The sequence below is a fragment of the Curtobacterium sp. PhB170 genome (assembly GCF_003752345.1).
Taxonomy (GTDB): domain Bacteria; phylum Actinomycetota; class Actinomycetes; order Actinomycetales; family Microbacteriaceae; genus Curtobacterium.
Window position 1 is genome coordinate 192,832 of sequence record NZ_RJUM01000011.1, and the last position, 23,536, is coordinate 216,367.

The 23,536-nt window shown below is 69.7% G+C and carries 21 protein-coding genes; 13 read left to right on the top strand and 8 right to left on the bottom strand.

Translation table 11 applies throughout. From position 1 onward, the window contains the following. The first annotated feature begins 3 nt into the window (after positions 1 to 3). A complete protein-coding gene (glgC, locus tag EDF40_RS11765) occupies positions 4 to 1,245 on the top strand; it encodes a glucose-1-phosphate adenylyltransferase (RefSeq protein ID WP_123294454.1) in 1,242 nt (413 codons plus the stop codon). A gap of 99 nt (positions 1,246 to 1,344) precedes the next feature. Continuing rightward, a complete protein-coding gene (gene serB / locus EDF40_RS11770) occupies positions 1,345 to 1,983 on the top strand; it encodes a phosphoserine phosphatase SerB (protein ID WP_123339672.1) in 639 nt (212 codons plus the stop codon). Between the two features lie 105 nt (positions 1,984 to 2,088). Here serB and fabG read toward each other — a convergent pair whose 3' ends face one another. Then, positions 2,089 to 2,802 carry a 3-oxoacyl-ACP reductase FabG gene (gene fabG / locus EDF40_RS11775; protein WP_027465673.1) on the bottom strand — a complete coding sequence of 238 codons (714 nt, stop codon included), beginning with the start codon at positions 2,800 to 2,802 and terminating at the stop codon, positions 2,089 to 2,091. Positions 2,803 to 2,967: 165 nt separating this feature from the next. Here fabG and EDF40_RS11780 point away from each other — a divergent pair, with 165 nt between their 5' ends. The 3 genes from EDF40_RS11780 to EDF40_RS11790 are packed head-to-tail and all read left to right on the top strand — an operon-like array spanning position 2,968 to position 4,675. Further along, positions 2,968 to 3,390, top strand: coding sequence for a DUF3099 domain-containing protein (locus tag EDF40_RS11780; protein WP_123294380.1), 423 nt, complete (start codon positions 2,968 to 2,970; stop codon positions 3,388 to 3,390). Further along, complete coding sequence (locus EDF40_RS11785; RefSeq protein WP_395862206.1) at positions 3,390 to 3,698, top strand: hypothetical protein; 309 nt, start codon at positions 3,390 to 3,392, stop codon at positions 3,696 to 3,698. Before EDF40_RS11780 ends, EDF40_RS11785 begins: the two co-directional genes overlap by 1 nt. Continuing rightward, complete coding sequence (locus EDF40_RS11790; protein WP_123339673.1) at positions 3,695 to 4,675, top strand: SURF1 family protein; 981 nt, start codon at positions 3,695 to 3,697, stop codon at positions 4,673 to 4,675. Before EDF40_RS11785 ends, EDF40_RS11790 begins: the two co-directional genes overlap by 4 nt. 473 nt (positions 4,676 to 5,148) lie before the next feature. On the opposite strand, the gene EDF40_RS11795 is transcribed toward EDF40_RS11790, so the two are convergent. After that, the gene (locus EDF40_RS11795) at positions 5,149 to 6,747 is read right to left on the bottom strand and encodes an ABC-F family ATP-binding cassette domain-containing protein (protein ID WP_123294378.1); all 1,599 of its coding nucleotides are present in this window, start codon (positions 6,745 to 6,747) and stop codon (positions 5,149 to 5,151) included. Between the two features lie 115 nt (positions 6,748 to 6,862). Between EDF40_RS11795 and EDF40_RS11800 the strand changes: the two genes are divergently transcribed. Continuing rightward, a complete protein-coding gene (locus EDF40_RS11800) occupies positions 6,863 to 7,462 on the top strand; it encodes a biotin transporter BioY (RefSeq protein WP_123294377.1) in 600 nt (199 codons plus the stop codon). A gap of 211 nt (positions 7,463 to 7,673) precedes the next feature. Here the strand turns inward: EDF40_RS11800 and EDF40_RS11805 are convergent, their stop codons facing one another. The 5 genes from EDF40_RS11805 to sufB all read right to left on the bottom strand — a co-directional run bounded on the left by EDF40_RS11805 (position 7,674) and on the right by sufB (position 11,867). Next, the gene (locus EDF40_RS11805; protein ID WP_111083972.1) at positions 7,674 to 8,003 is read right to left on the bottom strand and encodes a metal-sulfur cluster assembly factor; all 330 of its coding nucleotides are present in this window, start codon (positions 8,001 to 8,003) and stop codon (positions 7,674 to 7,676) included. Continuing rightward, positions 8,003 to 8,785 carry a Fe-S cluster assembly ATPase SufC gene (sufC, locus tag EDF40_RS11810; RefSeq protein ID WP_111083971.1) on the bottom strand — a complete coding sequence of 261 codons (783 nt, stop codon included), beginning with the start codon at positions 8,783 to 8,785 and terminating at the stop codon, positions 8,003 to 8,005. Before sufC ends, EDF40_RS11805 begins: the two co-directional genes overlap by 1 nt. A gap of 71 nt (positions 8,786 to 8,856) precedes the next feature. Further along, on the bottom strand, positions 8,857 to 9,183 hold the full coding sequence (locus EDF40_RS11815; protein WP_111083970.1) for a non-heme iron oxygenase ferredoxin subunit: 327 nt from the start codon (positions 9,181 to 9,183) through the stop codon (positions 8,857 to 8,859). Then, complete coding sequence (sufD, locus tag EDF40_RS11820) at positions 9,183 to 10,448, bottom strand: Fe-S cluster assembly protein SufD (protein WP_123339674.1); 1,266 nt, start codon at positions 10,446 to 10,448, stop codon at positions 9,183 to 9,185. The genes EDF40_RS11815 and sufD overlap by 1 nt, the downstream gene beginning before the upstream one ends. Next, positions 10,449 to 11,867, bottom strand: a complete 1,419-nt coding sequence (sufB, locus tag EDF40_RS11825; protein WP_123339675.1) for a Fe-S cluster assembly protein SufB — start codon at positions 11,865 to 11,867, stop codon at positions 10,449 to 10,451. Between the two features lie 252 nt (positions 11,868 to 12,119). Between sufB and EDF40_RS11830 the strand changes: the two genes are divergently transcribed. After that, positions 12,120 to 13,097, top strand: coding sequence for a heme A synthase (locus EDF40_RS11830; protein WP_111083967.1), 978 nt, complete (start codon positions 12,120 to 12,122; stop codon positions 13,095 to 13,097). A gap of 424 nt (positions 13,098 to 13,521) precedes the next feature. On the opposite strand, the gene EDF40_RS11835 is transcribed toward EDF40_RS11830, so the two are convergent. Continuing rightward, on the bottom strand, positions 13,522 to 14,448 hold the full coding sequence (locus EDF40_RS11835) for a heme o synthase (protein WP_111083966.1): 927 nt from the start codon (positions 14,446 to 14,448) through the stop codon (positions 13,522 to 13,524). A 445-nt stretch (positions 14,449 to 14,893) separates the two neighbouring features. On the opposite strand from EDF40_RS11835, the gene tkt reads away from it, so the two are divergent. From tkt to pgl, 6 genes are all read left to right on the top strand, one after another. After that, positions 14,894 to 16,987 (top strand): transketolase, encoded by a 2,094-nt coding sequence (tkt, locus tag EDF40_RS11840; RefSeq protein ID WP_123339676.1) that lies wholly within the window; start codon positions 14,894 to 14,896, stop codon positions 16,985 to 16,987. A 138-nt stretch (positions 16,988 to 17,125) separates the two neighbouring features. Continuing rightward, positions 17,126 to 18,238 carry a transaldolase gene (gene tal / locus EDF40_RS11845; RefSeq protein ID WP_027465681.1) on the top strand — a complete coding sequence of 371 codons (1,113 nt, stop codon included), beginning with the start codon at positions 17,126 to 17,128 and terminating at the stop codon, positions 18,236 to 18,238. Further along, positions 18,238 to 19,836 carry a glucose-6-phosphate isomerase gene (locus tag EDF40_RS11850; RefSeq protein WP_123339677.1) on the top strand — a complete coding sequence of 533 codons (1,599 nt, stop codon included), beginning with the start codon at positions 18,238 to 18,240 and terminating at the stop codon, positions 19,834 to 19,836. Before tal ends, EDF40_RS11850 begins: the two co-directional genes overlap by 1 nt. A 22-nt stretch (positions 19,837 to 19,858) precedes the next feature. Beyond that, positions 19,859 to 21,397 carry a glucose-6-phosphate dehydrogenase gene (gene zwf, locus EDF40_RS11855; protein ID WP_111083962.1) on the top strand — a complete coding sequence of 513 codons (1,539 nt, stop codon included), beginning with the start codon at positions 19,859 to 19,861 and terminating at the stop codon, positions 21,395 to 21,397. Next, positions 21,394 to 22,338 (top strand): glucose-6-phosphate dehydrogenase assembly protein OpcA, encoded by a 945-nt coding sequence (locus EDF40_RS11860; RefSeq protein ID WP_111083961.1) that lies wholly within the window; start codon positions 21,394 to 21,396, stop codon positions 22,336 to 22,338. The genes zwf and EDF40_RS11860 overlap by 4 nt, the downstream gene beginning before the upstream one ends. A 98-nt stretch (positions 22,339 to 22,436) precedes the next feature. Beyond that, positions 22,437 to 23,207 (top strand): 6-phosphogluconolactonase, encoded by a 771-nt coding sequence (pgl, locus tag EDF40_RS11865; protein WP_123339678.1) that lies wholly within the window; start codon positions 22,437 to 22,439, stop codon positions 23,205 to 23,207. Positions 23,208 to 23,536: the final 329 nt, after the last annotated feature.

The window sequence follows — 23,536 nt, forward strand, 5'->3', positions numbered from 1 at the left end:
GGCATGGCACCAAAGAAGGTCTTCGGCATCGTGCTCGCTGGCGGCGAGGGGAAACGGCTCATGCCGCTCACGGCCGACCGGGCGAAGCCCGCAGTCCCGTTCGGCGGGAACTTCCGTCTCATCGACTTCGCGCTGTCGAACCTGGTGAACTCCGGTCTGCAGAAGATCGTCGTCCTCACCCAGTACAAGTCGCACAGTCTCGACCGGCACGTCGCCGAGACCTGGCGCATGGAGGGCCTGCTCGGGTCCTACGTGGCGTCGGTCCCCGCGCAGCAGCGACTCGGCAAGCGCTGGTTCGCCGGTTCGGCCGACGCGATCCTGCAGTCGCTCAACCTGCTCCGCGACGAGCGTCCCGACATCGTCGTCGTGGTCGGCGCCGACCACGTGTACCGGATGGACTTCCACCAGATGGTCGAGGCGCACATCGCCTCGGGTCGCAGCGCCACCGTCGCGGCGATCCGTCAGCCCATCGAGCTCGCCGACCAGTTCGGCGTCATCCAGGTGGACGCCGACGACCCGACGAAGATCGATGCCTTCCTCGAGAAGCCGAAGAACCCGGTCGGGCTCGCCGACTCCCCCGGCGAGGTCCTGGCCTCGATGGGCAACTACGTGTTCAACGCGGACGCCCTCGTCGACGCGGTGCTCCGCGACGGCCAGGTCGAGTCGTCCGCGCACGACATGGGCGGCGACATCGTCCCCGACTTCGTGGACCGCGGCGACGCCGGTGTCTACGACCTGCAGCGCAACGAGGTCCCCGGGTCCACCGACCGCGACAAGTACTACTGGCGCGACGTGGGGACGATCGACTCGTTCTTCGACGCGCACATGGACCTCATCGCCCCGGTGCCGGTGTTCAACCTGTACAACCAGGACTGGCCGATCTTCAACCAGCAGACGAACCTGCCGCCGGCGAAGTTCGTGCGGGACGCCAACGGCAACACCGGCTCGACGGTCGACTCGCTCGTGTCGCTCGGCTGCCTGGTGTCGGGCGCGCAGGTCGAACGCAGCATGATCGGCCCGTGGTGCGGGATCGACTCCGGCGCGAAGGTCCTCGACTCCATCGTCTTCGAGCGGGCGACGATCGGCGCCGGTTCGGTCGTGAACCGGGCGATCCTGGACAAGGACGTCGTCATCGCGCCGGGTGCGCAGGTCGGCATCGACCGTGAGGCCGACGAGGCCCGCGGCTTCACCGTGACCGAGTCCGGCATCACCGTGGTCGGCAAGGGCGTCCGCGTCGACGCGTAGCGTCGGCCGGTCACGTCGACACCGACGAACGGACGGACAGGAGGCACGGCTCGCGTCACGGACGCGGGCCGTGCCTCCGTCTGTCGGTACCGTTGGTCCGTGCCCCGCTTCCTCGTCGTCCTCGATGCCGATTCCACCCTCCTCGAGGACGAGGTGATCGAACTCCTCGCCGACACCGCCGGGACCCGGCCACAGGTCGCGGCGATCACGGAGCGCGCCATGCGCGGGGAGATCGACTTCGCCGAGAGCCTCCGGGAGCGGGTCGCGACCCTTGCGGGCCTCCCGGTCGACGTCTTCCGACGCGCACAGCAGGCGGTCCGCGTGACGCGGGGTGCCGACCAACTCGTCCGCGGCGTGCACGCCGCCGGTGGGACCGTCGGTGTCGTGTCCGGCGGGTTCCACGAGGTCCTCGACCCGTTCGCCGAGCAGCTCGGTCTCGACCACTGCCGGGCGAACCGACTCGAGGTGTCCGACGGCGTCTTGACCGGCCGTGTGCTCGGCGACGTCGTGGACGCGCACGCGAAGGCCGTCGCCCTGCGCGACTGGGCCGAGGCCGACGGCGTGGACGCGGTCCGCACCGTCGCGATCGGCGACGGGGCGAACGACCTCGAGATGATGCGCGTCGCCGCCCTGTCGGTGGCGTTCGACGCGAAGCCGCGCGTGCGGGAGCAGGCGGACGTCGCCGTGGTGGACCGCGACCTGTCCGCCGTGCTCGCGACGCTCGGCCTGCGCGGCTGACGCTCCGCCGATCCTCGCAGCCGAGTCTCGCGCAGGGCGACACTGCTCGGCCCGCGCGGCCCGAGCAGTGTCGCTCAGGCCGAGCGGGCCCGCCGGGCTGGCTGGCTAGTGGCCCATGCCGAGGCCGCCGTCGACCGGGATGATCGCGCCGGAGACGTAGCCGGCCCCGTCGCTCGCCAGGAACAGCGTGGCATCGGCGACGTCGTCGACCGTGCCGTACCGGGCCGCCGGGATCGCCTTCTTGAACTCGGCCTGCAGCTCATCGGACAGCGCGGCCGTCATGTCGGTCTGGATGAACCCAGGCGCGACGACGTTGGCGGTGATGCCGCGCGAGCCGAGCTCTCGGGTGATCGACCGGGCCATGCCGACGAGGGCGGCCTTCGACGACGCGTAGTTGACCTGGCCGATCTGGCCGTAGGCGCCGACGACGCTCGACATGAGCACGATGCGCCCGAACTTGGCCTTCATCATGCCCTTGGTGGCGCGCTTCACGACCCGGAACGTGCCGGTCAGGTTGGTGTCGACGACGCTCGTGAAGTCGTCCTCGGACATACGGAGCAGCAGCTGGTCGTTCGTGATGCCGGCGTTGGCCACGAGCACTTCGATCGGTCCGAGCTCGGCTTCGACCTGCGTGAAGGCGGCGTCCACCGAGGCCGTGTCGGTGATGTCGGCCTGCACGGTGAGGGCCCCTTCGGGTCCGCCCTGTCCGCTGCGCGACGTGACCGCGACGCGGTGCCCGGCGGCGACGAAACGCTCGGCGAGGGCGTGGCCGATGCCGCGGTTGCCGCCGGTGATCAGGACGGTACGGGGGGTGCTCATGGTCGCTCCGTTCGGTGGTGGTGTGCGGTCGTGTCGTGCCGACGGGTCGGCGGACACGCCCGGACGAGCGTAGCGGAGCCAGCACCGCAGCCCGTTCGCGCGCGGCGCACCCACGATCGGCCCCGGAGGCTTAGGCTGGACCACGGGTAGACGGAGACCATCTGTATGAAGAGCACGCACACCAGCATCACCACGCTCCCGGATTCGCCGGAGCTGGACCGGGCGCACCGCCTGTCCCGCTACGTGTGGCAGATGGCCATCCGCGTCGTCCTCTTCGTTGTGGCCGTGCTCGTCTACTCCATCTGGCACTCCTGGATCGCCGTCGTGCCGATCGTCCTCGCCGCCGTGATCCCCTGGGTCGCCGTCATCGTCGCGAACGCCGGCAGCCGGACCGAGAGCGACATGATCTCGCCCGCCGGTGCGATGCAGCTCTACGACGCAGTCGACCCGGGCCTCCGCGAGCAGCAGGAAGAGGACCGGGCCCAGGCCTACCGCGACGAGCAGGACCGCCTCCGGCAGCAGGCCCAGCACGCACAGGACGAGTGGCAGCGCAACGGCGACCGCTCGAAGATGTGGGGACCCCGCTGATGGGCGCGACCTTCGACCTGCACACCGAACCGGGCTCGACCCCCGTCTGCTCCCGGGCCGGCTGCTCCAACACGGCAGCGTGGCGGGTGAACTGGCGCAACCCCCGGATCCACTCCGCCGACCGCGTGAAGATCTGGGCCGCGTGCGAGGAGCACCGCGACTTCCTCGCCGACTACCTGCGGTCCCGCACCTTCCCGGTGCGCGTCACCGGCATGCACGAGGACGTCGACCGGCTCGACGACGAACGCGACCCAGCCGCGTCGCCGAAGAACGACGTCGGGGTGCGCTCCGCCGGCACCGGTCGATGACCGACGACTTCGACCCGCACTCCCGGTACGGCCGGAAGCACGCAGCCAAGCTGCAGCGCGCCGCCGACCACGCCCGTCGCTCCGTGCCGGACGATGAACGCCGCACCCAGGATCCGGACGAGCCCTTCGTCGGCTGGCACTTCGTCCGGAGTCGCCGCTGGCTGGGGTACTTCGCGATCGCCGTGGCCTTCGCGATCGTCTGCGCCCTGTTCGGCATGTGGCAGTGGGACCGCCGCAACGAAGCGGTGCGCCAGAACGAGCAGGTCGCCCAGAACTACGACCACACCCCGGTTCCCCTCGACCAGGCGCTGCCGACGGCGTCGAGCTGGCAGGACGAGCAGGAGTGGCTCCGCGTCTCCGTCACGGGGCGCTACGACATCGACGCGCAGCTGCTCGTCCGCAACCGCGTGCACAACGGCCAGCCCGGCTTCGAAGTCCTCACCCCCCTGGTCGCCGACGACGGCCGCGCGTTCATCGTCGACCGCGGCTGGGTCCCCACCGGCAACGCGCAGGACGCCCCCGACCACGTGCCCGCTCCCCCGTCGGGCGAGGTCACGGCGATCGTCCGGCTGCAGCAGAGCGAACCCCGGATCCCCGGCCGCACCGACCCCGCGCACACCGACCAGGTGCAGTCGGTGACACTGGCGGACGTCGCGAAGAAGGTCGACACCCCCATCTGGACCGGTGCGTACGGCGAGCTCGCCTCTGAGTCCCCCGCCCCGACCGAGGCGCGCCCGCTCGGTTGGGAGCGTCCCACCGCCGACACCGGCCTGCACCTGAGCTACTTCATCCAGTGGTTCCTGTTCGCGGCCGGCGGCTTCGGGTTCCTGGCGTACGTGATGGTGCAGGAGTACCGGAACCTCAACCAGGACGACCCGGAGGAACGCGAGCGCGCCCAGGAGCGGCAGCGCCGCAAGGACGCCAAGCCGAAGACCGACGCCGAGATCGAGGACGACCTGATCGCGTCCCGCCGCTGACGCGCGCGCTTGTGTGCGCGCGTCAGCGCACCGTGCGCACCTCGCAGCCCCGTGCGCGCTTCCGCGCACCGTGCTCCGCTGCAAGCGCGCACCCAGCGCGCAACGCCGCACCGGACGGCGAACCCGGCACCGTGCGAACGGGAGGCACGGCGCACGACCGGCACCGCGCCTCCAGGCCGCACCGTGCGCACCTCGCAACCCCGTGCGCGCTTCCGCGCACCGTGCTCCGCTGCAAGCGCGCAACGCCGCACCGGACGGCGAACCCGGCACCGTGCGGACGGGAGGCACGGCGCACGACCGGCACCGCGCCTCCAGGCCGCACCGTGCGCACCTCGCAACCCCGTGCGCGCTTCCGCGCACCGTGCCCCACTGCAAGCGCGCACCCAGCGCGCAACGCCGCACCGAACGGCGAACCCGGCACCGTGCGGACAGGCTCCGCCTGGCCGCCCGGCTGCCCTGCCGACCGACCGGCGTCAGGCGAGCTCGATGAGCTCCGCGTAGTCCTTGTTCCAGTGGTCCTCGGTGCCGTCCGGCAGCAGCAGCACGCGCTCGGGGTTGAGCGCCTCGACGGCACCGGCGTCGTGCGACACCAGGACGACCGCGCCCTCGAACCCGGCGAGGGCATTGAGGATCTCCTCGCGCGACGCCGGATCCAGGTTGTTCGTCGGCTCGTCGAGCAGCAGCACGTTCGCGCCCGAGACCACGATCATCGCGAGCGACAGTCGGGTCTTCTCGCCACCCGACAGGACCCCGGCCTTCTTGTAGCCGTCGTCCCCGGTGAACAGGAACGAACCGAGCACGCGACGGGCCTCGGTCTCGTTGAGGTCGGTCGACGCCGACACCATGTTCTCGATCACGGTGCGGTTGATGTCGATGTTCTCGTGCTCCTGCGCGTAGTACCCGATGCGCAGACCGTGGCCGGGTTGGATCTCACCGGTGTCGGGCAAGTCGGCACCCGCGAGGATCCGGAGCAGCGTCGTCTTGCCGGCACCGTTGAACCCGAGGATGACGACGCGCGAACCGCGGTCGATCGCCAGGTCGACGCCCGCGAAGATCTCGAGCGACCCGTAGGACTTCGACAGCCCCTCGGCCATCAGCGGGGTGCGGCCGCACGGAGCCGGCGTGGGGAAGCGGATCTTGGCGACCCGGTCGGCGACGCGCTCGTCCTCGAGGCCCGCGAGCAGCTTGTCGGCACGCGCGACCATCTGGTGCGCCGCGGCGGCCTTCGAGGCCTTCGCACCGAACCGAGCGGCCTGGTCCTTCAACGTCGCGGCCTTCTTCTCGGCGCCGGCGCGCTCCTTGCGGCGACGCTCCTCGTCGGCGACGCGCTGGCGCTGGTAGAGCTTCCAGCCCATGTTGTAGATGTCGATGGTCTGGCGGTTGGCGTCGAGGTAGAACACGCGGTTGACGACCTCTTCCACGAGCTCGACGTCGTGGGAGATGATGATGACGCCGCCGGGGTAGGTCTTCAGGTGCTCGCGCAGCCACACGACCGAGTCGGCGTCGAGGTGGTTCGTCGGCTCGTCGAGGATCATCGTCTCGGCGTCCGAGAACAGGATCCGCGCGAGCTCGATGCGACGACGCTGACCACCGGACAGGGTCTTGAGCTGCTGGTCGAGGATACGGTCCGGCAGCTTGAGGTTCGACGCGATCGACGCCGCCTCGGCCTCGGCCGCGTAGCCGCCGAGCGCGTTGAACTGGTCGTCGAGTCGGCTGTACCGGCGCATCGCCTTCTCGGCGACGGCGGTGTCCTCGCTCGCCATGTCGAGCGTGGCGAGGCGGATGCCCTCCACGAGCTCACCGAGCCCGCGGGCATCGAGGATGCGCTTCCGCGCGGTCTCCTCCGGGTCACCGGAACGGGGGTCCTGCGGCAGGTAGCCGATCTCACCACCGCGGTCGATCGTGCCGCCATTTGGCTGCGTCTCGCCCGCGAGGGCCTTGGTCATCGTCGTCTTCCCCGCGCCGTTGCGGCCGACGAGTCCGATCTTCTCGCCCTTCTCGACACGGAAGGACACGTCTTCCATGAGGAGACGAGCTCCGACGCGGATCTCGAGTTCGTGCACGGCAAGCACAGTGGACGTCCAATCAGTTGGTGGGTTTGCACAACGACGTGTGCGTGAGGTGCACCGCTACGCTGACGGGACCGATGGTTCCGAACGGGACCAGCAGTCCATTCTAGGAGAATCCATGACGAACGCCACCGGGTTCGCTCCCCGCGCAGTCCTCGCCGACCGTCTGCGGACGCACGGGCTGGCCACGAACGCCGCCCTCGTCGCCGGCGGAGCCCTGTTCACCGCTGCGATGGCACAGCTCGAGGTCCCGATGTGGCCGGTCCCGATCACCGGGCAGACGCTCGCCGTCGTGCTCGTCGGTGCGACCCTGGGTGCCCGCCGCGGCATGCTCTCGCTGCTCGTCTACGCCGTCGCCGGCCTGGCGGGCGCACCGTTCTTCGCCGACATGACCGGCGGCCTGCAGGCCTTGGCCGTGCCGAGCTTCGGCTACGTCATCGGGTTCATCCCCGCCGCGGGCGTCGTCGGTTGGCTGGCCCGCCGCAACTGGGACCGGCACTTCGGGCGCGCAGCCGTCGCGATGCTGCTCGCCAGTGCCATCCCGTTCGTGACCGGCCTGCCGTACCTGGCGGTCGTGCTCGGGCAGCTCGGTGCACCCAACGACCTGCAGTCGGTGCTCGCTGCTGGCCTGTACCCGTTCATCGTCGGTGGGATCGCGAAGGCGCTCATCGCCGCGGGCATCGTGCCGCTCGCGTGGAAGGCGCTCGGCCGCCGCTGACGCGCGGCGCGCTCGTCGTCGACACGGTCGACACGCCCGGCTCCGGCGGCCGGGGTTCCGATATCTCGGAACCCCGGCCGCTTGTGCGTCCGTCCGTGGAACCTCGGCGAACGTGAGTGGCGTGTCGCGCACCGCGCGCGGCGCGACCACGGACAGACGGGAGGCCCGGTGCCAGCTGGCACCGGGCCTCCCGTCAGCGATGTGGTCGCGACTAGATCGCGAACCCGAGCGCGCGCATCATCTCGCGCCCGTCGTCGGTGATCCGTTCCGGACCCCACGGCGGCATCCAGACCCAGTTGATGCGGAAGGCGTCCACGATGCCGTCGAGGGCGTTCGCGGTGTCACCCTCGATGACGTCGGTCAGCGGGCAGCCGGCACTCGTCAGCGTCATGCTGATCACGAGCGCCGAGGCCTCGTCGTCCCAGGCCAGGTCGTAGATCAGGCCGAGGTCGACGATGTTGACGCCGAGCTCCGGGTCCTGGACCTCCTTCAGGCCCTCGACGACCTCGTCGAACTTCTCCGGTGCGAGTGCCGCGATCATCAGGCCTGCGCCTCTGCGGCGGACGCCGCCGCGGCCTGCACGTAGCGGTCGTAGCCCTCGTTCTCGAGGCGGTCGGCGAGCTCCGGGCCACCCTGCTCGGCGACCTTGCCCGCGACGAACACGTGCACGAAGTCCGGCTTGATGTAGCGCAGGATGCGCGTGTAGTGCGTGATGAGCAGCACGCCCAGGCCGGTCGCGGCCTTGGCGCGGTTCACGCCCTCGGACACGATCTTCAGCGCGTCGACGTCGAGGCCGGAGTCGGTCTCGTCGAGCACGGCGAAGCGGGGCTTGAGGAGCTCGAGCTGCATGATCTCGTGGCGCTTCTTCTCGCCACCGGAGAAGCCCTCGTTGACGTTGCGCTCGGCGAACGACGAGTCCATCTTGAGGTCCGCCATCGACTGGCGGAGCTCCTTGATCCAGCCGCGCAGGGCGGGGGCTTCGCCGTCGATCGCCGTCTTGGCGGTGCGGAGGAAGTTCGACACCGTCACGCCGGGGATCTCGACCGGGTACTGCATCGCCAGGAACATGCCGGCACGGGCGCGCTCGTCGACGCTCATCGCGAGGACGTCCTCGCCATCGAGGGTGATCGAGCCACCGACGACGTTGTACCGGGGGTGCCCGGCGATCGTGTACGCCAGCGTGGACTTGCCGGAGCCGTTCGGCCCCATGATCGCGTGGATCTCGCCCTCGTTGATCGTGAGGTCGACACCCTTGAGGATCTCCTTGGTGCCCTGATCGGTGTCGATCGAGACCTGGAGGTCGCGGATTTCCAGAGTGGACATTGCGTGGGTTCCTTCGGTTTTCTGTCGTGTCGCGGACGGGCCGCGGAAAGTGTGGGGGCCGGGAGGCGGAGTCAGTCGACGGGGACGGGATCGTGCACGTCGACGTAGACGTCGCCCTCGCGCACCTCGACCCGGAACACCGGGACGGGCTCGTACGCCGGGAAGTTCTGCGGCTTCCCCGTGGCGAGCGAGAAGCGGGAGCCGTGGGCCCAGCACTCGAGCGTGTCGCCCTCGATGAACCCCTCGGCCAGCGAGATGTCCCCGTGGGTGCAGGTGTCACCGATGGCGTGCACGGTGCCGGAGGAGTCCTTCACGATGGCCACCGCGGTGCCGTCGACGACGGCGCGCATGGGGCTGTCCACCGCGATCTCGGACTCCGCGCAGACCTTCGTGGGCATCAGGCGTCGGCCTCCGCCGGCGCGACGATCACCGAGCGGCCCTCGGCGAGCTCCTGCTCGACCGCGGCGATGAGTCGTTCCTCGAGCTCGGGCGCACCGATCTTCTGGATGACCTCGACCAGGAAGCCGAGCACGACGAGACGACGCGCTTCTTCCTCGGGGATGCCGCGGGCCTGCAGGTAGAACAGCTGCTCGTCGTCGAAGCGACCGGTCGCACTCGCGTGGCCGGCGCCCTCGATGTTGCCCGTCTCGATCTCGAGGTTCGGGATGCTGTCGGCACGGGTGCCGTCGGTCAGCACGAGGTTGCGGTTCTGCTCGTACGAGTCGGTGCCGTCACCGGCGCGACCGATGAGCACGTCACCGATCCACACGGTGTGCGCGCCCTTGCCCTGCAGCGCGCCCTTGTAGTTGACCCGACCGCGCGTGTTCGGCGCGTCGTGGTTCACGTAGACCTGCTGCTCGATGTACTGACCGGCGTCGGCGAAGTACACGCCGTACATCTCGGTGTCGGCGCCCTGCGCACCGAGGTGCGTCGAGGGGTTGACCCGGATGACGTCGCCGCCGAGCGAGACCACGACGTGCTTCAGGAAGGCGTCGCGGCCGACCTCGGCGAAGTGCGTCGAGACGTGCACCGCGTCGTCGTCCCAGTCCTGGAGGCTGACGACGGTCAGGCGTGCGCCGTCCTGCACGACGATCTCGATGTTCTCGCTGAGCAGTGCGCTGCCGCGGTTGTCGAGCACGACGATGCCCTGGGCGTGCGGCTCGGCCGTGATGACCGTGTGCGCGGCGCGGGGCTGCGTGCCGAAGTCGGAACGCGTGATGGTGATGAACTCGTGCGCCTCGGTCGCCGTGATGGTGACGGCGAGGACGGCGTCGCGCGCCGTCCACGCAGCGGCCGCTGCACGGTCCTCGGGCAGACCGGCGGTCCCGACGCGGGGGTCGTCGCTGCGACCCCACTCGACGTCGGCACCGTCGGACTGGCGGGCGAGGAACCGGTAGGCGGATCCGTCGAGACCACCGTCGAGGAGCGGCTGGAGCTTCGCCAGAGGCGCGAACTTCCAGTTCACCTCGCGGCCGGTGACGGTCGGGAACGCCTCGAGGTCGCCGGACTGGAACCGCTCGGAGCGGGTCTGGACCGGGATCTTCTTGTCCGGGGCGTCCCAGCCGCCGTCGGAGTGGGCTCCGGCGCCGTGCTGTTCGGCACCCTGGGCGGGTGCCGCGGGCTCGATCGGCTGGTCGATGTGGGGAGGGGTGGTGCTGGACATCTAGCCGACGGATCCTTCCATGCTCATCTCGATGAGCTTGTTGAGTTCGAGCGCGTACTCCATCGGGAGCTCGCGGGCGATCGGCTCGATGAAGCCACGGACGATCATCGCCATCGCTTCGTCCTCGGCCATGCCGCGGGACATCAGGTAGAAGAGCTGCTCCTCGCTCACGCGCGAGACCGTGGCCTCGTGCCCGAGCTGGACGTCGTCGACGCGGATGTCGATCGCCGGGTACGTGTCGCTCCGGCTGATCGTGTCGACGAGCAGCGCGTCACACCGCACGGTGTTCGCCGCGTGGTGGGCCGACGGGTCCACCCGGACCTCGCCGCGGTAGCCGGCACGACCACCCCCACGGGCGATCGACTTCGAGACGATCGACGACGTCGTGTACGGCGCCATGTGGATCATCTTCGCGCCGGCGTCCTGGTGCTGGCCGGGGCCGGCGAACGCGACGGACAGGGTCTCGCCCTTGGCGTGCTCACCGGCGAGGTAGATCGACGGGTACTTCATCGTCACCTTGGAGCCGATGTTGCCGTCGATCCACTCCATCGTGGCGCCCTCGTGCGCGATCGCACGCTTGGTCACGAGGTTGTAGACGTTGTTCGACCAGTTCTGGATCGTCGTGTAGCGAACGCGGGCGTTCTTCTTCACGATGATCTCGACGACGGCCGAGTGCAGCGAGTCCGACTTGTAGATCGGGGCGGTGCAGCCCTCGATGTAGTGGACGTAGGAGTCCTCGTCCGCGATGATCAGCGTCCGCTCGAACTGGCCCATGTTCTCGGTGTTGATCCGGAAGTAGGCCTGGAGCGGGATCTCGACGTGGACGCCCTTGGGGACGTAGACGAACGAGCCGCCCGACCACACGGCCGTGTTCAGCGCGGCGAACTTGTTGTCGCCGGCCGGGATCACGGTGCCGAAGTACTCCTGGAAGAGCTCGGGGTGCTCGCGGAGCGCGGTGTCGGTGTCCATGAAGATGACACCCTGCTGCTCCAGGTCCTCGCGGATCTGGTGGTACACGACCTCGGACTCGTACTGCGCGGCGACACCGGCGACGAGGCGCTGGCGCTCGGCCTCGGGGATGCCGAGCTTCTCGTACGTCGCGCGGATGTCCTCGGGGAGGTCCTCCCACGACTGCGCCTGCTTCTCGGTCGAGCGCACGAAGTACTTGATGTTGTCGAAGTCGATGCCCGTCAGGTCGGCACCCCACGTCGGCATCGGCTTGCGGCCGAAGAGCTGCAGGCCCTTGAGCCGGTTCTTGAGCATCCACTCGGGCTCGTGCTTGAGGTTCGAGATGTCGGTGACGACCTCGTCCGAGACCCCACGGCGGGCCGAGGCCCCGGCCGAGTCGGAGTCGGACCAGCCGAACTCGTATTGCCCGAGCCCTTCGAGCTCGGGACGGTCGATGAGCACGTCGGACATGGTCTCCTCGTTTCCTTCTCGCGGGGCAGCGTCTTCAGGTGTCAACCCGTGGCGTCTGGACGCCATTCCACCGCAGACCGCCGACAGGCGGACACGGTGCTGCTCCCTCGCAACGACAATGGTTCCACGCAGTCCCTGGATCGATCGGCGATCTCGGCCCATTCGGAGCCGGCGCCTGCCTAGACTTGACTGCTGCTGAACCCTCGAATCCTACAGGTTCACTGCACGGAACAACAGGAAGGCACCACCCTCGTGACTCGCGTCGGACCCCCCGTCGACCAGGATCTCCGGACCGCACGGTGGTGGTCACTCCCCCGGGTCGTCGACCGCCGGGTCATCGCGCTGGCGTGGGCCTCGTTCGTGGTCGAGGTCGTGTTGATCGGCACCGGCGGCCTCGTCCGCCTGACGGCGTCGGGCCTCGGATGCCCCACCTGGCCCAAGTGCACGGCCGATTCGCTCGTCTCCACGCCCGAGATGGGCATCCACGGGATCATCGAGTTCGGCAACCGACTGCTCACCTTCGTGCTCGTCATCGTGGCGATCGCGATGTTCCTGGCCGTCGTCCGGATGCTCCGCACGCGCCCCGAACTGTTCTGGCTCGCGTTCGCTCAGGGCGTCGCGATCCCGGTCCAGGCCGTCATCGGTGGGCTCAGCGTGCTCACGAACCTCAACCCGTTCGTCGTCGGGCTGCACTTCGTCGTGTCCGCCGCCCTGACCTCGGTCACCGCGGCCCTGGTCTACCGGACGATGCACGGCCCCCGCACCAGCCACCGCCTCGTGCCCGGCTGGTACACCGGCGTCGTCCGCGGCACCGTCGCCGCCGTCGTGGTCACCGTGCTCGTCGGCATCCTGACGACCGGCAGCGGCCCGCACGCCGGTGCCGACGAGGCCGTCGACGGCGGGATGCTGCACCGCACGGGCTTCGATCCCGCGGTCATGGAGCACGTGCACGCCTGGCCCGCGTACGCCCTGTTCGCGCTGACCCTCGTGCTCGTCGTCGGCGCCGTCCGGCTCCGGATCTCGAGCAAGTGGGCGCTGTTGCTGCTCGTCGTCGAGTTCCTGCAGATCGCCGTCGGCCTGACCCAGGCCCGCACCGGCCTGCCCGTCGGGCTGGTGGGCACGCACATGGTGCTCGCCGGGCTGCTCGTCGGGGCCACCACGGCGGTCGTGCTCGCCACGCGCGCCAGCGCCGGCCGCGAGGCCGTGCGCGAACCACTCGACGCCGCCTGACGCCCGGGCGCGTCGCGCCCGCTGCGCCCGTCTCCGACACCCGTTCTGCGACACCCCACGAGTCGATCGACTCGTGGGGTGTCGTTCGTTGCACACGCATCGGGTGCGTACGCACGGCCCGACAGTCCACGCGACGATCGACCGGTGGATCGTCGCTGGACGCGTGCGCCCCGCGCCCGAGCAGGCACCCGTCGGCCGGGAGGCCCGTGGCGGCGCCGCCACGCGCCTCCCGTCCGCCCCGCGCCCACGTCCACGGCCGCGCAAGGTCCCGCACTGACCCGCAACGACGTCCTCGACGTCGTACGACGTCGAGGACGTCGCAACCCCGCGCCCGCAACCGTTGCGCACGCGCACCGACGACGAAGGCGACGTCGTACGACATCGAGATCGTCGTACGACGTCGCCCAGTGGCGGCGCACAGCGCCTAGAAGGTGAAGACCTGCGGCAGCAGCGGGTCGATGCCCACGGCGATGAAGAGCAGCGTCAGGTACGTGATCGAGCTGTGGAACACGCGCATCGGCTGCACGTGCTCGACGTGCTGGATCGCCCGCGAGTACAGCCGGTGCGACTCGACGACGAACCAGATGCCACCGGCCAGTGCGACCACGGTGTACAGCGGCCCCATGTGCGCAACGGGGATGAGCAGGAGCGAGCAGACGAGCGTCGCCCAGGCGTACAGCACGACCTGCAGGCCGACGACGGTGCGACCGCGGACCACGGCGAGCATCGGGACGTCGGCGGCGTCGTAGTCGTCGCGGTACTTCATCGACAGCGGCCAGTAGTGCGGCGGCGTCCAGAGGAAGATGACCATGAAGAGGATGACCGGGGCCCAGGTGAGGGAGCCGGTGACGCCCGCCCAGCCGATGAGCACGGGCATGCAGCCGGCCGAGCCGCCCCACACGATGTTCTGCGGGGTGCGGCGCTTGAGCCACAGCGTGTAGACGAACACGTAGATGAGGATCGCGATGACGCTCAGGGCCGCGGCGAGCCAGTTCACCAGGAACCCGAGCACCGCGGTGGACAGGACGCCGAGGATCCACGAGAACACGAGGGCTTCGCGGTCCGAGAGCTCACCGGTCACCAGCGGGCGGGTGCTCGTCCGCTTCATCAGGCGGTCGATGTCACGGTCGATGTAGCAGTTGAAGGCCGACGCCGAGCCGGCGGACATCGCCCCGCCGAGCATCGTCCAGAACACGAGCCAGAGGTCCGGCACGCCACGCTCGGCCAGGAACATGGTCGGCGCGGTGGTCACGAGCAGCAGCTCCATGACCCGCGGCTTGGTCAACGAGACGTACGCACGGACCTTGCGGGACAGCGTCGATCGGGGTCGATCGGTGTCGGGCCTGGTCACGGTGGCAGTCGGCAAGGGAACCTCAGTCTGTTCGCATCAGCTCGCACACTCGGTGGACGACTGCGGCGGCGTCCGGGCATGCGCTGACCCGGAATGTCCACGGGTCGTCGACAGTTTACGTGATGGAAGCGCCGCGATGATGCCCCGCTCCCCCATCCCGTGCAGACATCCCGTGCAGAACGACGAGCCGCGGAGCACGACACGCCCGGCGGACGGGGGCCCGGGTGACCCGACTCGTGAACATCGGGCGTCACCTGAACCCCTTCTGAGTGGCTGGTCACTATGCTGGACCTGCCCTCCCGCAGTGCGCGCCCCGATGACGTCGGCCGCGATGAGCCGGTCGGCCGCCGCTAGACGGCGACACGACTCGGCCCCGGGATGGCCACATGTCCGTGCGATGGCACGAGCCCTCGCACATGTCGCATCAAGAAGGGTCAACATCCAAGTGGCTGAATTCACCTGGGACGCCATCGACCGGAAGGCCGTCGACACGGCCCGCGTTCTCGCCGCCGACTCGGTCGAGGCCGCCGGCAACGGTCACCCCGGCACCGCGATGAGCCTCGCGCCGCTCGCACACCTGCTCTTCCAGAAGGTGATGCGTCGCGACCCGAGCGACTCCACCTGGATCGGCCGCGACCGCTTCATCCTCTCCGCCGGTCACGCCTCGATCCTGCAGTACGTGCAGTTCTACCTGCACGGCTACGGCCTCGAGCTCGACGACCTGCAGCACCTGCGCAAGTGGGGCTCGAAGACCCCGGGTCACCCGGAGTACGGCCACACCGACGGTGTCGAGATCACCACCGGCCCGCTCGGCCAGGGCCTCGCGTCCTCGGTCGGCTTCGCCTACGCCCAGCGCTTCGAGCGCGGCCTGTTCGACCCGGAGACCCCGGCCGGCCAGTCGCCGTTCGACCACTTCACCTACGTGATCGCCGGTGACGGTGACATGCAGGAGGGCGTGACGAACGAGGCGGGCTCGCTCGCCGGCCGTCAGCAGCTCGGCAACCTGATCGCGTTCTACGACTCGAACCAGATCTCGATCGAGGACAACACCGACATCGCGTTCTCGGAGAGCGTCCCCGAGCGCTACGAGGCGCTCGGTTGGCACGTCCAGATCGTCGACTGGAAGAAGACCGGCGAGTACTCCGAGGACGCCGTGGAGCTCCACGCCGCGATCGAGGCCGCCCAGCAGGTCACCGACAAGCCGTCGCTCATCGTCCTCAAGACGATCATCGGCTGGCCGTCGCCGACCAAGCAGAACTCCGGCAAGATCCACGGTTCGGCGCTCGGCGCCGACGAGATCAAGGGCCTCAAGGAGGTCCTCGGCTTCGACACGTCGAAGACCTTCGAGGTCGCCCCCGAGGTCCTCGAGTACACCCGCGGCGCCGTCGCCAAGGGCCAGGCGCAGCACGCCGAGTGGCAGAAGACCTTCGACGCGTGGGCTGCTGCCAACGCCGACAAGAAGGCGCTGTTCGACCGCGTCAACGCCAAGGAGCTCCCCGCGGACCTCGAGGCAGCACTGCCGGTCTTCCCGACCGACAAGGCCGTCTCGACCCGTGCCGCCTCCGGCAAGGTCATCAACGCCATCGCGCCACTGATGCCCGAGTTCTGGGGCGGTTCCGCCGACCTCGCCGAGTCGAACCTCACCACGATCGAGGGCGCCAAGTCCTTCGGTCCGGCCGAGGCCTCGACGTCGACGTGGAGCACCGACCCGTACGGCCGCGTGCTGCACTTCGGCATCCGCGAGCACGCCATGGGCTCGATCCTCAACGGCATCGTCCTGCACGGGAACACCCGCCCCTTCGGTGGCACGTTCCTCATCTTCAGCGACTACATGCGTCCGGCGGTCCGTCTCGCCGCGCTCATGCAGGCGCCGGCGATCTACGTCTGGACCCACGACTCCATCGCCCTCGGCGAGGACGGCCCGACGCACCAGCCGATCGAGCAGGTCTCCTCGCTCCGTGCGATCCCCGGTCTCGACGTCGTCCGCCCGGCCGACGCCAACGAGGTCGCGTACGCGTGGCTCGAGATGCTCAAGCACACCGACCGCCCGGCCGGCATCGCGCTGAGCCGTCAGAACCTCCCCGTGTTCGAGCGTGGCGAGGGTGACGCCTCCGGTGAGGTCTTCGCCTCGGCGAAGAACGTCGCCAAGGGTGCGTACATCCTGGCCGAGGCGCCCAACGGCACCCCGGACGTCATCCTCATCGCGACCGGTTCCGAGGTCCAGATCGCGGTCGAGGCACGCGAGCAGCTCAAGGCCGAGGGCATCAACGCCCGCGTCGTGAGCGCCCCGTCGATCGAGTGGTTCCGCGCCCAGTCCGAGAACTACCAGGACCAGGTGCTCCCGAAGGACGTCACCGCTCGCGTGTCGGTCGAGGCCGGCATCGCCATGAGCTGGCGCGACATCGTCGGCGACAAGGGCCGCAGCGTCTCGATCGAGCACTTCGGTGCCTCGGCCGACTACCAGACGCTCTTCAAGGAGTTCGGCTTCACGACGGAGCACGTCGTGGCCGCCGCGAAGGAATCGATCGCAGCTTCCTGACCTGCAAGGGCCGGGTCCGGTTTCCGGATCCGGCCCTTCTTCCGGGAGGCCCGGCTCGGTTCCGCCACGGGCCTCCCGTCCCCGAAACCCCGACTCACGGTCCTCACGGACCCGTCGATGAAAGAAGAAGAGAAACACATGGCTGAGAACACCCCCACCGCCGCCCTCTCCGCGGTCGGCGTGAGCATCTGGCTCGACGACCTCTCCCGCGAGCTCCTCGAGACCGGCAAGCTCACCGAGCTCATCGAGCAGAAGAACGTCGTCGGTGTGACGACCAACCCGACGATCTTCGCGTCGGCCCTCGCCAAGGGTGAGCGCTACGACTCGCAGGTCAAGGAGCTCGCCGCTGCGGGCACCGACGTCACCGACGCGATCTTCGAGATCACCACGCAGGACGTCGCGAACGCCTCCGACGTCTTCAAGCCGATCTACGACGAGACCAAGGGCTTCGACGGCCGCGTCTCGATCGAGGTCGAGCCGGGCCTCGCGCACGACACCGCCAAGACCATCGAGCAGGCCAAGTTCCTGTTCGAGAAGGTCGGCAAGGAGAACGTCCTCATCAAGATCCCGGCGACGCTCGAGGGTCTCGAGGCGATCACCGAGGTCATCGGCGCCGGCATCTCCGTCAACGTCACCCTGATCTTCTCGCTCGAGCGCTACCGCGCCGTCATCGACGCCTACCTCGGTGGGCTCGAGAAGGCCAAGGCCGCCGGCCACGACCTCTCCAAGATCCACTCGGTCGCGTCCTTCTTCGTGTCGCGCGTCGACTCCGAGATCGACAAGCGCCTGGACGCCGTCGGCACCGACGAGGCCAAGGCCCTCAAGTCGAAGGCCGGCATCGCCAACGCGCAGCTCGCGTACCAGGTCTGGACCGAGGCGTTCGCCTCCGAGCGTGCCCTCGGCCTGCTCGAGTCCGGTGCCAACACGCAGCGTCCGCTCTGGGCCTCGACCGGTGTCAAGGACCCGTCGCTCCCCGACACGCTCTACGTGACCGAGCTCGCCGCCCCGAACACCGTCAACACGATGCCGGGCAAGACGCTCGACGCCACGTTCGACCACGGTGAGATCCACGGCGACGCCATCGCCGGCACGTTCGACCAGGCGCAGCAGGTCCTCGACCAGCTCGCCGCACAGGGCGTCGACTACGACGAGGTCGTCGCACTGCTCGAGAAGGAGGGCGTGGACAAGTTCATCGTCTCCTGGGGCGAGCTCGTCGACACCGTCAAGGCAGCGCTCGAGGGCGCCAAGTAGTGACGGTTTCCATCGCAGCCAGCGGCGACGCCGCGCGGGCCATCGAACAGGTGGTCCCGCGGCTCGTCGCTGACCTGGTGGCCTCGGGCATCACCGCCCAGGACGCCGATCTGTGGGGAACCGCCGCCGAGGCCGAGGCGTCGAAGCGCCTCGGCTGGGTGGAGGCCGTCTCGGTCTCCCGCCCGCTCGTCGCCGAGGTGACCGCGCTGCGCGAGTCGCTCCGTGCCGAAGGGGTCGACCACGTCGTCCTCGCCGGCATGGGCGGCTCGTCCCTCGCACCCGAGGTCATCACGCGCACCGCCGGCGTGCCCCTCACGGTCCTCGACTCGACCGACCCCGCACAGGTCCGCGCGGCCGTGACGACCGACCTCGAGCGCACGGTGCTCGTCGTCTCGTCGAAGTCCGGCTCGACCCTCGAGACCGATTCGCAGCGTCGTGTGTACGAGCAGGCCTTCCGCGACGCCGGCATCGACCCCGCCCGCCGCATCGTCGTCGTGACCGACCCGGGCTCCGCGCTCGAGGCCGCTGCGATCGACGCCGGGTACCGCGTCTTCACCGCCGACCCCACGGTCGGCGGACGCTACTCCGCGCTCACCGCCTTCGGCCTCGTGCCGTCCGGGCTCGCGGGAGCGGACATCGCCGAGCTCCTCGACGAGGCCGACGCGATCTCCGCGCTGCTCTCGGTCGACCTGAACGAGAACCCCGGGCTCGTGCTCGGTGCGGTCCTCGCCGGCACCGAGCCGCTGCGCGACAAGATCGCCATCGTGCCCGACGGCACGCACATCGTCGGTTTCGGCGACTGGGTCGAACAGCTGATCGCGGAGTCGACCGGCAAGGACGGCCGTGGCCTGCTGCCCGTCGTGCTGCACACTGACTCCCCCGAGGTCACCGCCGGCCTGCCCGACGTCCAGGTCATCCGCTTGGTCGGTTCGCGCGAGGACGAGCGTCACGTGGCCGACGGCGAGGTCGAGATCACCGGCACGCTCGGTGGCCAGATCCTCGTCTGGGAGTACGCCGTCGCGGTCGCCGGTCGCCTGCTCGGCATCAACCCGTTCGACCAGCCCGACGTCGAGGCCGCCAAGGTCGCGACCCGCGCGCTGCTCGACGACCGCCCCGCTCCGGCCGAGCCGGCGTTCTCCGAGGACGGCATCGCCGTCCGCGCGACGCCCGGACTCGCGGTCGGTGCGACGCTCTCGGAAGCCGTGTCGGGCCTCCTGTCCGCACTCGACCCGACCGGCTACGTGTCGGTGCAGGCGTACGTCGACCGCACCACGAACAGCGACCTCGAGTCGCTGCGTGACGCGATCGCGGCGCGCACGGAGCGACCCGTGACCTTCGGGTACGGTCCGCGGTTCCTGCACTCGACCGGCCAGTACCACAAGGGCGGCCCCGCCACGGGAGTGTTCCTGCAGATCGTGGCCGACGAAACAGACGACCTGGCGATCCCGGGTCGGCCGTTCACGTTCGGGCAGCTCCTCCGGGCCCAGGCAGCCGGCGACGCGAGTGTCCTCGCCGAGCACGGCCGGCCGGTCCTCACCCTCACCACGTCGGACGTCCACGCCGCCACCGCGGCGATCGCGTCCGCCGTCTCCCACTGACTCGTAAGGAGTTCACCGACTCATGTCACCGGTGGCAATCACCCCGGAGCACAACCCGCTCCGGCTGCCGACGGATCGTCGACTGAACCGGATCGCGGGACCGAGCACGCTCATCATCTTCGGCGTGACGGGCGACCTGTCACGCAAGAAGCTGATGCCCGCGGTCTACGACCTGGCCAACCGGGGGCTCCTGCCCCCGGGGTTCGCGCTCGTCGGGTTCGCTCGTCGCGACTGGGAGGACCAAGACTTCTCCCAGCTCGTGCACGACGCCGTCAAGGAACACTCCCGCACCCCGTTCGACGAGGACGTCTGGCGTCAGCTCGAACAGGGCATCCGCTTCGTCCAGGGCTCGTTCGACGACCCCGAGGCGTTCCTGCAGCTCAAGCAGACCGTCGACGACCTGGACGCCGAGCGCGGGACGCTGGGCAACCACGCGTTCTACCTGTCCATCCCGCCGAAGATGTTCCCGGTGGTGACCGAGCAGCTGAAGCTGTCCGGCCTCACCGCGAAGCGCGAGGGCTCGTGGAGCCGCGTGGTCGTCGAGAAGCCGTTCGGCTCCGACCTCCGCACCGCGCGCGAGCTCAACGCGATCGTCGAGAGCGTCTTCGCGCCCGACGACGTGTTCCGCATCGACCACTACCTCGGCAAGGAGACCGTCCAGAACCTGCTGACGCTCCGGTTCGCGAACCAGATGTACGAACCCATCTGGAACTCGAACTACGTCGACCACGTCCAGATCACGATGGCCGAGGACATCGGCGTCGCCGGACGTGCCGCGTACTACGACGGCATCGGCGCGGCGCGCGACGTCATCCAGAACCACCTGCTGCAGCTCCTCGCGCTCACCGCGATGGAGGAGCCCGTCTCGTTCAAGGCCGCCGACCTGCGCGCCGAGAAGGAGAAGGTGCTGTCCGCCGTGCGGCTGCCCGAGGACCTGTCGACCGCCACGGCGCGTGGACAGTACGCCGGCGGCTGGCAGGGCGGCGAGAAGGTGCTCGGGTTCCTCGACGAGGCCGGGATGAACCCCGAGTCCGGCACCGAGACGTACGCGGCGATCAAGCTCGACATCGCGACCCGTCGCTGGCAGGGCGTCCCGTTCTACCTGCGCGCCGGCAAGCGCCTCGGGCGCCGTGTGACCGAGATCGCGATCGTCTTCAAGCGTGTCCCCGAGGACGTCTACGGCAACTCGCAGTCCCCCCTCGGTCAGAACGCGCTCGTGATCCGCGTCCAGCCGGACGAGGGCGTCACGCTCCGGTTCGGCTCGAAGGTTCCCGGCGTCGGCACCCAGGTGCGCGACGTGACGATGGACTTCGGCTACGGCCACGCCTTCACCGAGGCGTCTCCCGAGGCGTACGAGCGACTCATCCTCGACGTGCTCCTCGGCGACCCGCCGCTGTTCCCGCGGCACCAAGAGGTGGAACTGTCCTGGAAGATCCTCGACCCGATCGAGGAGTTCTGGGCCACGCAGGGCCAGCCCGAGCAGTACCGTCCCGGCACGTGGGGTCCGGCGTCCGCCGATGCCCTGCTCGCCCGCGACGGCCGGACCTGGAGGCGTCCATGAAGATCGACCTGCCGAACACCACGGTCTCGAAGATCCAGAAGAAGCTCGTCCACATCCGCGAAGAGGGCGGCGCCGTCGCCCTCGGTCGTGTCCTGACGCTCATCATCTCGACGGCCCTCGGCCACGAGGAAGAAGCGATCGAGGCCGCGAACGAGGCGTCCCGCGAGCACCCGATGCGCGTGATCATCGTGTCGAAGAACGACGGCGACACGAAGTCGCCCGGCCGTCTCGACGCGCAGATCCGCGTGGGCAGCGACGCGGGCGCCAGCGAGGTCATCGTCCTCCGCGCCTACGGTGAGACCGCGACCGACGAGGAGAGCCTGGTCACGGGCCTGCTCCTGCCGGACGCCCCGGTCGTGGCCTGGTGGCCGCAGACCGCGCCGTCGCAGCCGTCGGCCTCGGCACTGGGCCGCATCGCCCAGCGCCGGATCACCGACGCCGCCGCGCAGAAGGACCCGAACGGCGCGATCGAGGCGCTCGGTGCCTCGTACGTGCCGGGCGACACCGACTTCGCGTGGACCCGACTGACCCTGTGGCGGAACCAGCTCGCCGCGGCGCTCGACCAGCCGCCGTACGAGCCGATCACCGGCGTCGAGGTGACGGGCGCGTCGGACAGCCCGTCGACGATCCTGCTCGCCGCGTGGCTGCAGCTCCAGCTCGAGGTGCCGGTGACGGTCACCACGTCGCCGCGCGCGACCGGCTCGAGCGGCATCCACGGCGTCAAGCTCGTGCGCGAGTCGGGCACCATCGACCTCGAGCGTTCCCTGGTGGACGTCGCGACGCTCTCGATGCCCGGTCAGCCCACGCACGACCTGTCGCTGCCACGCCGCAACCTGCGTGACTGCCTGGCCGAGGAACTCCGTAGACTCGACCCGGACGTCCTCTTCGGAGACGTCGTCAAGCACGGGGTTCCCCAGCTGCGCGAGACCATCGCCCGCTGAGCACCCCACAACGGTCGGGCCGCCTGTCTGGTGCAGGCGGCCCGACCGGACCGAAGGCGGTCGTACGACCGGTCGGCCGCCACGAACACGGGAGTCACGTGACCAACGAACGGCGGGTGCTCGTGCACCCGGACAAGCAGGCCCTCGGCGCTTCGGTCGCCGCACGCTTCATCACCAAGATCATCGACGTGCTCGACGAGCAGGAGCGTGCCGACATCGCGATCAGCGGTGGCTCGGTGTCGTCCCTCGTCCTCGCCGCGATCGGCCAGTCGCCGGCGCGCGAGAGCGTCGACTGGTCGAAGGTCCACGTCTGGTGGGTCGACGAGCGCTGGGTGCCGGCGGGTGACGCCGACCGCAACACCACGGGGACGCAGACCGACTTCTTCGACCACGTGGACATCCCGGAGTCGAACATCCACCCGATGCCCGCGTCCGACGCCGGCATCGACATCGAAGCGGCCGCGCTGCAGTACGAGCGCGAGCTGCAGGACGCCGCGTACGAGGGTGCCGTCGCTCCGCGCTTCGACATCACGCTGCTCGGTGTCGGCCCCGACGGGCACACCGCGTCGCTCTTCCCCGAGTTCCCGCAGCTCACGGTCACCGACCGCACCGTCGTGTCGGTCGACGACTCCCCCAAGCCGCCGCCGCAGCGTCTGACGGTCACCTACCCGGTGATCAACGCTTCGCAGCGCGTGTGGGTCATCCTGTCCGGTGCCGAGAAGGCATCGGTCCTCGGGCTCGCCCTGGCGGGCGCCTCCGTCGAGGACGTCCCCGTGGGCGGCGTCCAGGGGCGCAAGCGCACCGTCTTCTTCGTGGACCAGGACGCCGCGCGCGACGTCCCCGAGAACCTCATCGCGTCGACGTACTAGACGCGCGTCCTGCCTGACGGGAGGCCCGGTGCCAGTTGGCACCGGGCCTCCCGTCCGTCGTGCCGTCGCTCCCCTGCCCCCGAGGTTCCGAAATCTCGGCATCTCGGCGCTCGCACCGGCCGGCCGTGGAACCTCGGCGGGACGCACGCGGCATGTCGTGGAACCTCGGCGACGCCCACACGCTGCTGCACCGCCGGCCCGTCGAGCTGTCGTGCCGCGGTGGCCGCCCTCACCGCCGACTCCCGCAGGTTCCGAGATTTCGGAACCTCGGCGCTCACACCGACTGGCCGTGGAACCTCGGCGGGACGCACGCGGCATGTCGTGGAACC

Excerpts from the sequence above, each read along its gene's own strand:
- EDF40_RS11785 (WP_395862206.1), top strand. The coding sequence starts at position 3,390 with ATGGGCGCGACCTTCGACCTGCACACCGAACCGGGCTCGACCCCCGTC.
- glgC (WP_123294454.1), top strand. The coding sequence starts at position 4 with ATGGCACCAAAGAAGGTCTTCGGCATCGTGCTCGCTGGCGGCGAGGGG.
- sufB (WP_123339675.1), bottom strand. The coding sequence starts at position 11,867 with ATGTCCGACGTGCTCATCGACCGTCCCGAGCTCGAAGGGCTCGGGCAA.
- sufC (WP_111083971.1), bottom strand. The coding sequence starts at position 8,785 with ATGTCCACTCTGGAAATCCGCGACCTCCAGGTCTCGATCGACACCGAT.
- EDF40_RS11800 (WP_123294377.1), top strand. The coding sequence starts at position 6,863 with ATGACGAACGCCACCGGGTTCGCTCCCCGCGCAGTCCTCGCCGACCGT.
- EDF40_RS11805 (WP_111083972.1), bottom strand. The coding sequence starts at position 8,003 with ATGATCGCGGCACTCGCACCGGAGAAGTTCGACGAGGTCGTCGAGGGC.
- tal (WP_027465681.1), top strand. The coding sequence starts at position 17,126 with ATGGCTGAGAACACCCCCACCGCCGCCCTCTCCGCGGTCGGCGTGAGC.
- EDF40_RS11780 (WP_123294380.1), top strand. The coding sequence starts at position 2,968 with ATGAAGAGCACGCACACCAGCATCACCACGCTCCCGGATTCGCCGGAG.
- EDF40_RS11860 (WP_111083961.1), top strand. The coding sequence starts at position 21,394 with ATGAAGATCGACCTGCCGAACACCACGGTCTCGAAGATCCAGAAGAAG.
- fabG (WP_027465673.1), bottom strand. The coding sequence starts at position 2,802 with ATGAGCACCCCCCGTACCGTCCTGATCACCGGCGGCAACCGCGGCATC.
- EDF40_RS11815 (WP_111083970.1), bottom strand. The coding sequence starts at position 9,183 with ATGCCCACGAAGGTCTGCGCGGAGTCCGAGATCGCGGTGGACAGCCCC.
- zwf (WP_111083962.1), top strand. The coding sequence starts at position 19,859 with ATGTCACCGGTGGCAATCACCCCGGAGCACAACCCGCTCCGGCTGCCG.
- sufD (WP_123339674.1), bottom strand. The coding sequence starts at position 10,448 with ATGTCCAGCACCACCCCTCCCCACATCGACCAGCCGATCGAGCCCGCG.
- EDF40_RS11790 (WP_123339673.1), top strand. The coding sequence starts at position 3,695 with ATGACCGACGACTTCGACCCGCACTCCCGGTACGGCCGGAAGCACGCA.